Below are 11,906 nucleotides of genomic sequence, written 5' to 3'. Positions count from 1 at the left end.
TCTGTCTATGAAATAATCAATGTTTCACGTGAATCATTATTTACCAACACAAAACTCTGAAAAAATAATATCAAGCAAATCTTCAACATCAATATCTCCTGTAATTTTTCCAATAAAATCACTTGCACAACGGAGATGTTCTGCACGTAAACTGAGATCAAGAGAATGATAATTAAGAGAATATTCAATCTCTTTAACAGCCTCCTTTAATAATTGAAGTTGTCTTTTACGCGCCGGAACAATATTTCCAATTTCAGAAGCACGATGATGACAAAATGATTCAAGTTCTTTGATAAAATAATCAAAATTTAAACCAGTTAATGCGGAAAATTGTATAGACCAATGCTGATCATTTTTTTCATAAAGATCAAGCTTATTGCCAACACACCATATTTCAGCCGATGTTTCTGGTAAATCAACTTTCTCAGGATTTCCTATATCATAAACCAAAATAACTAAATCAGCTTCCCTAACATGCTGTTTAGCAACTTCTATTCCCATTTTTTCTATTTTATTTTCTGTTTTTCTAAAACCAGCAGTATCCGTTAAAAAAATAGGTAAACCACCAAGAATAATTCTCATTTCTAAAGCATCACGGGTTGTTCCTGCTTCTTCCGTTACAATAGCAACAGATCTTCCTGAAAGACGATTCATAATGCTTGATTTTCCAGAATTTGGAGCACCAGCAATAACAATTTTTAATCCATCACGTAAAATACTCGCACGCTCTCCTTCAATAATATATTCACGAATAGAAGTACAAAGATCCTCAACATCTTTCCAAACTTTATCAGATATTGCGTTGGGAATATCTGCTTCATCAACAAAATCAAGTTCTGCCTCAATAAAAGCACGCGCCTTCATAAGCTTATGACGCCAATCACGATAAAGCGTCGTTAAATGTCCACTTGTACCCATAACAGCTAAACGCCGTTGGCTTTCCGTTTCTGCTTCTATTAAATCAGCAAGACCTTCTGCTTGAACAAGATCTAATTTTCCTTCCATAAAAGCACGACGTGAAAATTCACCTGCTTCTGCAATACGGCATCCAGAAAATGTTGACAATTCATCGAGAAAACGACTAACAACGGCTTTTCCTCCATGTAAATGGAATTCTGCACAATCTTCCCCCGTAAAACTATGAGGAGCAGGAAAAAAAACAGTTAAACCAGAATCTAAAAAGCTCCCATCACGAGCAGTAAGATTTCCATAATGCATAAAACGTGCTTTAGGTAAACGACCACAAAGCGTTTTAACTATATCCACAACATGAGGACCAGAAAGCCTAATGACTGCAACCCCTGAAGGTAACAATCCACTCGAAACAGCAAAGATTGTATCCACAGGTTTTATCCTAATAAAAACTTTAATGACTCTACGTATTCATTGAATCAAAAAATTCACTATTGTTTTTTGTTTGCTTTAATTTATCAATCAAAAATTCAATTGCATCTGTTACATTCATAGATGCTAAAATACGACGAAGAACAAAAATTTTGTGTAAATCTTGTCGTTCTACCAAAAGTTCTTCCTTACGCGTTCCTGACTTTAAAATATCCATAGCAGGGAAAATACGCTTATCAGCAACTTTTCTATCAAGAACAATTTCAGAATTACCTGTTCCTTTAAATTCTTCAAAAATAACCTCATCCATACGACTTCCTGTATCAATCAAAGCCGTTGCAATAATGGTTAAAGATCCACCTTCTTCAATATTACGTGCTGCACCAAAAAAACGTTTTGGACGCTGGAGAGCATTTGCATCCACACCACCTGTTAAAACTTTCCCCGAAGAAGGAACAACTGTATTATATGCACGTCCAAGACGTGTAATAGAATCAAGAAGAATAACAACATCGCGTCCATATTCAACGAGGCGTTTGGCTTTTTCAATGACCATTTCTGCTACTTGTACGTGACGTATTGCAGGTTCATCAAAAGTAGAAGAAACCACTTCTCCTTTTACTGAACGCTGCATATCTGTAACTTCTTCTGGTCGTTCATCAATTAAAAGAACAATGAGATAACATTCAGGATGATTAGTGGTAATAGAATGAGCAATATTTTGAAGTAAAACTGTTTTTCCTGTCCGAGGAGGAGCAACAATTAACCCTCTTTGTCCTTTTCCCAATGGAGATATCAAATCAATCACGCGTGATGACATATCTTTCTCTGTAGGATCTTGTATTTCCATTTGGAAACGCTCATTTGAATAAAGAGGAGTAAGATTATCAAAGTGAATTTTATAACGAATCTTTTCAGTTTTTTCAAAATTAATTGTATTAATTTTAAGGAGAGCAAAATAACGTTCTCCCTCTTTTGGACTACGTATAGGACCTTCAATGGTATCGCCTGTTTTTAAAGAAAATGACTGTATTTGTGCTGGTGAAAGATAAATATCATCGGGACCAGGAAGATAATTAGCGTCAGCAGATCTCAAAAAACCAAATCCGTCTTGTAAAACTTCAACAACACCCTCTCCTATAATTTCTACATCTTGTAGAGCAAGTTTTTTCAAGATAGCAAACATTAATTCTTGTTTGCGCATAAGAGAGGCATTCTCAACTTCTAATGTTTCAGCAAAAGAAACAAGTTCAACGGGATTTTTGCTTTTAAGTTCTTGTAGTTTCATTTTTTGCATGAAATATGCTCTTTGTAATTAAGGAGAAGATTATCTTAAATAATTTATGGAAATTTATGAACGAAATATTCTTAAGAAGAAAAATATTTTACACTCAATTTTTTTAATCTGCAAGTACCATTTATATGAAATTTATCCCTGTAATATTAAGTAATTATATGAAAAAATTGAAAAAATATAAATAGTGTTTAATTTATTTTATAACAAAAATATGAGTTAGAGTTATAGCATTAATTAAATGCTATTCAAAAGTATTTTTTACAGAAATTTATATTAATAAATTTATATTAAAGACGGGATTCTTCTTATTTATAACTGTGTTTAGTGTGGATTATTATTTATCCCCAATTTTATCCACAAAAGGGACTAAAAAAAAGAATAAAAATAACACTATCTTAAAGATATTATCCCCTCTTTTTTATAAGAGGTATAAAATTATCACAAGCATTTAATTTGTGTATAAAAACGAAGAATTTTTCCTAAATTTTAGTTTTATAAAAAACGGTAAGGATATATACACATATCTTAACAAGGAGTTAAAATTTCTGTGACAAAAGAAAAAAAAATCTTTCATTTACACATGCTTTCTGATGCAACGGGAGAAACGTTAATCTCTGTTGGGAGAGCTGTAGCATCGCAGTATACAATGAGTCAGGTAACAGAGCATATCTATCCTATGATTCGTAATGAAATACAGTTACAAAAAGCTCTTGATGAAATACAACAAGAGCCAGGTATTGTTCTCTACACAATGATTGATGAAGAATTTAAACTTCTCCTTCAAAAAAAGTGTAAAAAAATAAAAGTTCCCTGTATTGATATATTGCATCCTGTTTTAAATGCTTTTCAGTCTTACCTTGGAATGCCAACACATTTACGTGCGAGCGCACAACATGATCTTAATGCAGATTATTTTCGCCGTATTGAAGCACTGGATTTTACAATAGAGCATGATGATGGACAGTCTTCCAGTAGCTTATCCGAAGCAGATGTGATCCTTGTTGGAATTTCAAGAACCTCTAAAACGCCAACAAGTATCTATTTAGCAAATCGCGGAATAAAAACGGCTAATGTTCCTCTTATTCCTAATATTGATTTGCCAGAATCCCTTTTAGAGGCAAAAAATTCTTTAATTATTGGTTTAATTGCTTCAGCTGAAAGAATCTCACATATTCGTCAAAATCGAGATTTGGGAGAAGGTTTTGCTCTTGATAGTTATACAAATCGTATCAACATAGCTGAAGAATTAATCTATGCAAAACGCATTTGCGAACGTTTTGGTTGGCCTATTATTGATGTCACAAGACGCTCTATTGAAGAAACTGCTGCTGCAATATTTGAACTTTTATCACGATTTCGTGAAGGAAAATGAGAGAAAATTCTCATGAACGCAGATACGTTAATATTAGCATCTCTTAGTTTTTATCGTGCAAAATTATTAAAAAAAGCAGGTTTAAATTTTTTCATTGAAGGAGCTTCTTTTGATGAAAGAGAAGTAGAAAAAAAAGCAAAAGAAAAAACATCTAAAGAACTCAGCTGTTTTCTTGCGAGTGCAAAAGCAAAAAATGTTTCAGATCGTTTTCCTGATGCTTTCGTTATTGGTTGTGATCAAGTGCTTGATTTGGAAGGTAAAGTTTTTCACAAAGCAACAAATATTAAGGAAGCACATCAACGTTTATGTGAGTTATCAGGAAAAACCCATTCTCTTCATAGTGCGGTAGCTTTATTTAAAAATGGTCAAAAAATTTGGGTTGAAGCTTTTAGTGCACATATGTCCGTCCGTTTGCTCTCGTCAGAATTTATTGAACATTATTTAGCACGCGTAGGAAAAGATGTTCTAAACAGCGTGGGAGTATATCAAATTGAAGGGGAAGGGATTCATCTCTTTGAAAAAATTGAAGGAGATTTTTTTACCATTGTTGGTTTACCTTTGCTGCCTCTACTCATAAAACTGCGTCATTTAGGAATTATTGATGGTTGACTTAACAATAAAAAAAATAAATTATCCGCGTGCTTTTGTTGTTGGTTCTCCAATTCATCATTCAAAATCGCCTAAAATTCACAATTTTTGGCTTAAACAATATGGTTTACAAGGAGAATATCTTGCACAAGAAGTAACATCTGAAAAATTCAGTCATTTTATTGCATCTTTACAAAAAATAGGTTTTTGTGGAGGAAATGTTACTTTGCCTTATAAACAGGAAGCTTTTCGTTTAGCAGATTATAAAGATGAGAGAGCAACAATGATTGGTGCTGTTAATACACTTTGGTATGAAGGAGATAAGCTTTGTGCCACGAATAGCGATGCCTATGGTTTTAGCGCTAATCTTGATGATTTTGCATCTGATTGGGGAGGAGAAACAGCTCTTGTTTTTGGAGCAGGTGGTGCCGCACGCGCTATCATATATGCCTTAAAAAAACGCGGATTTGAACAGATTTATTTGATTAACCGTACAAAACAACGCGCTGATAATTTAGCTCAGCATTTTGGAAAATCCATTAAAGTTTACGATTGGCATAAAATCCATGAAATACTTCATCAAGCTGATTTGATTGTTAATACAACCTCTATTGGCATAAAAAATCCAGAAGAAAAAAGTGATTCTTTTTTTTGCGATTTTCATAAAGCAAAAAAAACGGCGTTAGTAACAGATATTATTTATACACCATTAATAACTCCTTTTTTACAACAGGCAAAAGCTTGTGATCTCAAGACGGTTGATGGACTTGGGATGCTTCTACATCAGGCTGTTATAGGGTTTGAACAGTGGTTTGGAATAAGACCACAGGTAACAAAAACATTACGGACAGCTATTTTAGAGGATATGAGTGAAAAGAAAGAATGAAGATCATAGGATTAACGGGATCAATTGCTATGGGAAAATCAACAGTTGCTGATTTTTTCAAGCAAGCGGGTATATCTGTTTTTAGTGCTGATGAAGCAGTACAACGGCTTTATAAAAGTGAGCCAGTTTTGTCATTCATAGAGAGTATTTTTCCTGGTGTTGTTGAAAAAGGTGAAGTTAACCGTTTGAAACTTTCTGAAATTTTGATTGATGATAAGGAAAAATTACAAACATTAGAAAAAATAATTCATCCTTTGGTGCAAGAAAAAGAAAGGGAATTTATTGATACAGCGCGTAAACAAGGGAAAAAATTAGTTATTCTTGATATTCCACTTCTGTTTGAAAAAAATGGTGAAAGTCGTGTGGATAGCGTTATTGTTGTTTCTGCTCCACCAGAAATACAAAAAGAACGTGTAATGATTCGCCAAGGTATGAATGAGAAAAAATTTGCCTTTATCAATGCTCGACAAATGCCGGATGAAAAAAAACGAGAACGTGCTGATTTTATTATTTATACAGGGAAAGATTTAGAGAATACACGTCAACAGGTTTTTGATGTGATAAAAAAACTAAAGAATTGAAGTCATGCGGGAAATTATTTTTGATACAGAAACAACAGGTTTAGATAAAGAAAAAGATCGCATAATCGAAATTGGTTGTGTAGAAATGGTTGATCGTTATCTTACGGGGCGACAATTTCATGTTTATTTAAACCCTGAAGGCGTTATTATTCCTGATGAAGTTGTAGCAATTCACGGATTAACCAATGAACGCCTAAAAAACGAGAAAAGTTTTAGTGATATTGTTGATGAATTTCTGGAATTTATCAAAGGTGCGACAATGATTGCGCATAATGCGAGTTTTGATATTGGTTTTATTAACGCAGAATTAAAACGCGTCAACAAACCGCTTATCAGTGTTGATAATATTCTTGATACATTGGCTATGGCACGGCGTAAATTCCCTATGGGTCCTAATTCTCTTGATATTTTATGCAAACGTTTTGGAATTGATAACAGCCATCGTGTTCTTCATGGTGCTTTGCTTGATGCAGAGATTTTAGCCGATGTTTATATTGAACTGATCGGTGGAAAGCAAGGTGTATTGGGTTTTGATAACAGAAGGGGACTTGAACATATCCAGAATGATAAAGATACATCTTATGCAGTTAAAATTCGCCCACAGGCTTTACCTTCAAGATTGAGTCCGCAAGAAAAAAGGTTGCACGCTGATTTTATCAACAAGATAGGTGAAAAAGCTCTGTGGAATAACTTTAAAATTCATGAATAACATCATTTTTTCTCTAAAAAAATCACTATTTAAATTAAAGAATATGGATGTCAAAAAAATGGTCGTTGTGGGGAGGGGAACACCACAACGACCCTGTCGCTACATCGTACCTCAGCTATCATAGGAGGAGCAAAATGAAAGCTATTAATCCTGTAACAGCAAAGAAAAGCTCTAGGTACTTAATATAAAGTGCAACGACTTCATGTGTTATGAAAAGAAAAAATGGCTTTTTAGAGGCAAAATGAAAAAATAAAAATAAAAGTGAAAAAAAATATATACAGGTAATTTGTTTTTTAGCTGAAATGGAGAAATAGAATTGTCATGAAAGCAACAGATCATCTTTTTTTGGTTGACGGATCAGGCTATGTTTTTCGTGCTTATTATGCTTTGCCGCCTTTAAAACGTAAAAAGGATGGACTTCCTGTAGGAGCAGTAGCTGGTTTTTGCAATATGTTATGGAAATTACTTTGTGATGCTCGTAATACAGCTACTGGTATTGTTCCAACACATTTTGCTGTTATTTTTGATTATTCATCTGATACTTTTCGGAAACAAATTTATCCTGAATATAAAGCGAATCGCGCTGAACCTCCTGAAGATCTAATTCCTCAATTTGCGCTAATACGCCAAGCAACGAAGGCTTTTAATTTGCCTTGTATTGAAAAGGAAGGCTTTGAAGCGGATGATTTGATTGCTACCTATGCAAAATTGGCAACAAAGGTTGGGGCAAAAACAACCATTATTTCTTCTGATAAGGATCTTATGCAACTCGTAAATACGCATGTATCTTTGTATGATGGAATGAAAGACAAACATATAGGTATCTCAGAAGTTGTAGAAAAATGGGGTGTTGCGCCTGAAAAAATGATTGATTTACAAGCATTAATTGGAGATTCAACAGATAATGTACCAGGTATTCCAGGTATTGGTCCCAAAACTGCAGCTCAGTTGTTAGATCAGTTTGATTCTCTTGATCTTTTATTGCAAAACGTAACAGAAATTAAACAAACAAAACGACGCGAAAACATTCAAGCTTATAGAGAACAAGTTAAAATTTCTCGTGAACTTGTTAGGCTTAAAACAGATGTTCCTATAGATAATGATTTAGATGATTTTGTTTTGGAGCCACAAGATGGTCCACGTTTAATTGCTTTTTTGAAAGCGATGGAATTTTCAACATTAACGCGTCGCGTGGCAGAGGCAACGTCATGCGATGCAGCTGTTATTGATGCCCTTGATATAGATGTTGAATGGGAAAAACTGAGCCACAGGCATGATTCTGATATCAATAATACTGAGCGCGCATCTCTTCATAATTTTTCTGAAAATTCTCCACAAGTTTTTGCACAAAAACGTAAAGATCAAGCGCTGACTCAAAAAATTACAAGAGATGCTTATACAACAATTCTTGATGAGGAAATTTTAAAAGATTGGTTATCACAAACACAAGAGCAGGGTTTTTTCGCTTTTAATACTGAAACAACATCTCTTGATCCGATGCAAGCAAAGCTTGTTGGTTTTTCACTCGCATTACAGCCAGAAAAAGCAGCTTATATACCTCTTGAACATTTTGATGAAGGAGAAGAGGACCTTTTGAGGGGCGGGCGCATTGCCTCGCAGATTGAGACCCGAAAAGCTTTAGCACTTTTAAAACCGATATTAGAAGATTCATCGGTGTTAAAAATTGGCCAGAATATAAAATATGATTGGTTGGTGATGAAGCAATACGACATTATGATAAGCTCTTTTGATGATACCATGCTTTTATCATATGCTTTTGATGCTGGAACATTAACCCATAATATGGATGATTTATCTGAACGTTGGCTTGAGCATAAACCAATTTCCTATAAAGATTTAACGCATAACGGAAAAAAAATTACTTCTTTTGCACAAGTAGATTTAAAACAAGCAACCCTTTATGCGGCGGAACATGCTGATATAACGCTACGCCTTTGGCAAGTATTAAAACCGCAACTTGTTGCTCGTGGAATGACAAAAATTTATGAGCGTCTTGATCGACCCCTTGTAGAAGTTCTTGCAAAAATGGAAGAACGTGGGATTCTTATTGATCGGCAGATTTTATTGCGTCTTTCAGGAGAATTGGCACAAGCTGCTTTGATTTTAGAAGAGGAAATTTACAAACAAGCTGATGAAAAGTTTAATCTTTCTTCGCCAAAGCAATTAGGGGATATCCTTTTTGGCAAAATGGGATTACCTGGAGGCGCTAAAACTAAGGGTGGACAATGGTCAACTTCTGCACAGACCTTAGAAGAGTTGGCTGCTGAAGGTCATGTTTTGCCGCGTAAAATTATTGAGTGGCGTCAACTTGCAAAGCTAAAATCTACCTATACAGATGCCTTGCCTTCTTATATTTTTTCAAAAACAGGGCGAGTTCACACGAATTATTCTTTGGCAATAACATCAACAGGGCGGTTATCATCATCAGAGCCAAATTTGCAAAATATTCCAGTGCGGACTGCTGAAGGGCGTAAAATTCGAACAGCTTTTATTGCTCCCAAAGGACATGTGTTACTTTCTGCTGATTATAGTCAGATTGAATTGCGCATTCTTGCACATATTGCGGATATAAAAGCATTAAAAGAAGCTTTTGCTAAAGGGCATGATATTCACGCTATAACGGCATCACAAATGTTTGGCGTTGCGATAGAAGGAATGCATTCAGATATACGACGGCGTGCAAAAGCGATTAATTTTGGTATTATTTATGGTATTTCAGCTTTTGGATTAGCCAATCAATTGGGAATTTCACGCCAAGAAGCGGGTCGTTATATTCAACTGTATTTTGAAAGATTTCCAGGAATTAAAGATTATATGGAGAAGACTAAAATCTTTGCACGTGAAAATGGTTATGTAGAAACAATTTTTGGACGTCGTATCCATTATCCAGAAATAAAAGCAAAGAATGTAAAAATTCGTTCTCTTAATGAGCGAGCAGCTATCAATGCTCCAATTCAAGGTTCTGCAGCTGATATTATTCGCCGCGCTATGATACATATGGAAGATGCTTTAAAAGAAGAAAAACTATCAGCAAAAATGTTGCTGCAAGTGCATGATGAACTGATTTTTGAAGTAACAGAAGAAGAAAGTAAAAGAACCATGGCTGTTGTTAAAAATGTTATGGAAAATGCTACAATGCCGGTTTTATCTTTATCTGTACCGCTTGAAGTAAAAGTCATGACGGCTCAAAATTGGGATGAAGCACATTAATTTTTTTATTTATTTTTAAGAATGTTGATTGCGTTGGAAAGATTAAGATAGGCTTTGATAGGCAAATGATCTGAAGCAATGCGTGCAAGCGGTGAATGATGATTTTCAATACTTGTTACCAATTGGTGTGGAAAAGAAAAAACTCTATCAAGGGCTAAAAAAGGAAAGCGAGAGGGAAAACTTGGTACAACTTCAAAAGTGCTATCAAAATAGGGGAAAAAATGATTTAAAGATGAGCCTTTTCCCATCCGCCATTCATTAAAATCTCCTATGAGGAGTGTAGGCATAAGGGAGCGTTTTTGGAAAATTTCAAGGAGCATTTTTGTTTGTTGTTTACGAGAGTAACGTAATAAGCCAAAATGAGCCGCAATAATACGAATAGGGCCTGCTGCCATTTCCAACTCTACAATTACAGCCCCACGTGGTTCAATACCAGGAAGAGTGACTTGTAAAGTATCACGTACATATCCCTTTCGCAAAAAGAGAGCATTCCCATGCCAACCATGTCCATGAGGTGACATAGTATTAAGAGGTACAGGAATCAAACCGGTTTCAGCTTTTAATAGCTGAAGATTAATCAAACCGATGCGTTCTCCAAAACGTCTATCTGCTTCTTGAAGAGCAAGGATATCAACTTGTAATTCAGTAATAACACGGACAATTCTTGTAGGATTAAAAATTTTATCAACACCTACACATTTATGCACATTATAGGAAGCAACGGTCAGATCATAATTACTATTTTTATTGATGATGTTTGATTGATGATGAGAACGGCTGTGAATTGCATTTAAAAAGGAGCTATGGAGTTTTTGTTGGATAAAACCGGTAAACCAAGGAAATTTTTGCTTATAGGGTATTTTTGTCATTTTGCGAAAAGAATAATCCCTAAGAAACAAAGGGTAAAGACTTACACTAAAAACAAAAGAACCTTGTCTCTTTTAGAAACAAGGTTCTTTAATTAAGTTATGATTTTTGCAATCAATCACGGTTTGAGCCAAGAAATTGTAGCAAGAAGACAAACATATTGATGAAATCAAGATAAAGATTCAACGCGCCCATAATAACTTTACGTCCTCTGGTGTCGCTTTCATCTCCTTCATAATACATCAACTTAATGCTTTGGGTATCGTAGGCTGTCAAACCAGCAAAGATAAAAACACCAATTACAGAGATAGCAAATTGCAAAGCGCTTGATCCAAGAAAAATGTTCACAATCATGGAAAGAAACAAGCCGATCAATCCGATGAATAGGAATGAACCGATTGCTGTGAGATCACGCTTTGTTGTGTATCCATAAAGTGAAAGAGCTCCAAAAGTTGCGGCGGAAATGACAAAGGTTTGCACAACACTTTCTGTCGTATAGCGCAAAACGATTGAAGACAGTGAAAGACCAACCAGAGCAGCATAACCAAAAAAGAGGCTACGAGCAGCGTTTGTACTCAATGTATTAATTTTAAAACTGAGGAATAAAACTGCTATGAGTGGTGCAAACATAACAATGTAAGAGAATGGCGATGTATAAAATGTTACTCCAAATGATGTTAGATAAACACTGCTATTGATCTGAGCTGCTGCTTGGCCCATATCCGTTGTCGTTGCTAATGATACAATTGCATAAGCGGCAGCAGCTGTAATAAGCAAACCAATGGCCATTGTATTGTAGACACCCAACATATAGTCGCGTAATCCCTGATCAATTGATGCATCGGCATGAGAAGCAGGTGCCGAACGTAAATCTTTAAAATTAGCCATAATATAAAATCCTTTAGCATATGTTCCGTCAGGTACAGGGCTTTAAAAGTATCTCTGTCATTATACAGATAAGCTTGGCATAAGCCTTAATTTGGCAAATACAAAAAACCCTTAAGAATCACTGACAGAATTCCAGTATACCT

General features: G+C 35.1%; 10 protein-coding genes. 6 read left to right on the top strand and 4 right to left on the bottom strand.

The annotated features are described in order from the left end of the window. Positions 1–36: 36 nt before the first annotated feature. The gene (gene mnmE, locus ACFIKE_RS01040) at positions 37–1,344 is read right to left on the bottom strand and encodes a tRNA uridine-5-carboxymethylaminomethyl(34) synthesis GTPase MnmE (RefSeq protein ID WP_375648195.1); all 1,308 of its coding nucleotides are present in this window, start codon (positions 1,342–1,344) and stop codon (positions 37–39) included. Positions 1,345–1,375: 31 nt separating this feature from the next. Then, entirely contained in the window at positions 1,376–2,641 is a 1,266-nt protein-coding gene (rho, locus tag ACFIKE_RS01035; RefSeq protein WP_375625520.1) for a transcription termination factor Rho, read from the bottom strand. Between the two features lie 547 nt (positions 2,642–3,188). On the opposite strand from rho, the gene ACFIKE_RS01030 reads away from it, so the two are divergent. The 6 genes from ACFIKE_RS01030 (at position 3,189) to polA (ending at position 10,008) form a co-directional block, all read left to right on the top strand. Further along, a complete protein-coding gene (locus ACFIKE_RS01030) occupies positions 3,189–4,013 on the top strand; it encodes a pyruvate, water dikinase regulatory protein (protein WP_375626120.1) in 825 nt (274 codons plus the stop codon). 12 nt (positions 4,014–4,025) lie between these two features. Further along, positions 4,026–4,622: a Maf family nucleotide pyrophosphatase gene (locus ACFIKE_RS01025; protein ID WP_375625518.1), complete on the top strand. Its 597-nt coding sequence runs from the start codon at positions 4,026–4,028 to the stop codon at positions 4,620–4,622. Then, the gene (locus ACFIKE_RS01020) at positions 4,615–5,487 is read left to right on the top strand and encodes a shikimate dehydrogenase (RefSeq protein WP_375648194.1); all 873 of its coding nucleotides are present in this window, start codon (positions 4,615–4,617) and stop codon (positions 5,485–5,487) included. The genes ACFIKE_RS01025 and ACFIKE_RS01020 overlap by 8 nt, the downstream gene beginning before the upstream one ends. Beyond that, a complete protein-coding gene (coaE, locus tag ACFIKE_RS01015) occupies positions 5,484–6,068 on the top strand; it encodes a dephospho-CoA kinase (protein WP_375648193.1) in 585 nt (194 codons plus the stop codon). Before ACFIKE_RS01020 ends, coaE begins: the two co-directional genes overlap by 4 nt. Positions 6,069–6,072: 4 nt before the next feature. Then, the gene (gene dnaQ / locus ACFIKE_RS01010; RefSeq protein WP_375625515.1) at positions 6,073–6,777 is read left to right on the top strand and encodes a DNA polymerase III subunit epsilon; all 705 of its coding nucleotides are present in this window, start codon (positions 6,073–6,075) and stop codon (positions 6,775–6,777) included. Positions 6,778–7,098: 321 nt separating this feature from the next. Further along, complete coding sequence (polA, locus tag ACFIKE_RS01005; protein WP_375648192.1) at positions 7,099–10,008, top strand: DNA polymerase I; 2,910 nt, start codon at positions 7,099–7,101, stop codon at positions 10,006–10,008. 5 nt (positions 10,009–10,013) lie between these two features. On the opposite strand, the gene ACFIKE_RS01000 is transcribed toward polA, so the two are convergent. Together ACFIKE_RS01000 and ACFIKE_RS00995 are read right to left on the bottom strand one after the other, a co-directional pair. Continuing rightward, complete coding sequence (locus ACFIKE_RS01000; RefSeq protein WP_375625513.1) at positions 10,014–10,877, bottom strand: endonuclease/exonuclease/phosphatase family protein; 864 nt, start codon at positions 10,875–10,877, stop codon at positions 10,014–10,016. A 112-nt stretch (positions 10,878–10,989) separates the two neighbouring features. After that, positions 10,990–11,763 carry a Bax inhibitor-1/YccA family protein gene (locus ACFIKE_RS00995; RefSeq protein ID WP_375626129.1) on the bottom strand — a complete coding sequence of 258 codons (774 nt, stop codon included), beginning with the start codon at positions 11,761–11,763 and terminating at the stop codon, positions 10,990–10,992. Between the last annotated feature and the right edge of the window lie 143 nt (positions 11,764–11,906).

Source organism: Bartonella sp. MU70NMGDW, from assembly GCF_042194085.1.
Lineage (GTDB): Bacteria > Pseudomonadota > Alphaproteobacteria > Rhizobiales > Rhizobiaceae > Bartonella > Bartonella grahamii.
This window is presented reverse-complemented; position numbering and strand designations above follow the sequence as displayed.

What these genes read in the sequence shown, in the direction of transcription:
- ACFIKE_RS01025 (WP_375625518.1), top strand. Translation starts at nt 4,026, where the DNA reads ATGAACGCAGATACGTTAATATTAGCATCTCTTAGTTTTTATCGTGCA.
- coaE (WP_375648193.1), top strand. Translation starts at nt 5,484, where the DNA reads ATGAAGATCATAGGATTAACGGGATCAATTGCTATGGGAAAATCAACA.
- ACFIKE_RS01000 (WP_375625513.1), bottom strand. Translation starts at nt 10,877, where the DNA reads ATGACAAAAATACCCTATAAGCAAAAATTTCCTTGGTTTACCGGTTTT.
- polA (WP_375648192.1), top strand. Translation starts at nt 7,099, where the DNA reads ATGAAAGCAACAGATCATCTTTTTTTGGTTGACGGATCAGGCTATGTT.
- ACFIKE_RS00995 (WP_375626129.1), bottom strand. Translation starts at nt 11,763, where the DNA reads ATGGCTAATTTTAAAGATTTACGTTCGGCACCTGCTTCTCATGCCGAT.
- ACFIKE_RS01020 (WP_375648194.1), top strand. Translation starts at nt 4,615, where the DNA reads ATGGTTGACTTAACAATAAAAAAAATAAATTATCCGCGTGCTTTTGTT.
- rho (WP_375625520.1), bottom strand. Translation starts at nt 2,641, where the DNA reads ATGCAAAAAATGAAACTACAAGAACTTAAAAGCAAAAATCCCGTTGAA.
- dnaQ (WP_375625515.1), top strand. Translation starts at nt 6,073, where the DNA reads ATGCGGGAAATTATTTTTGATACAGAAACAACAGGTTTAGATAAAGAA.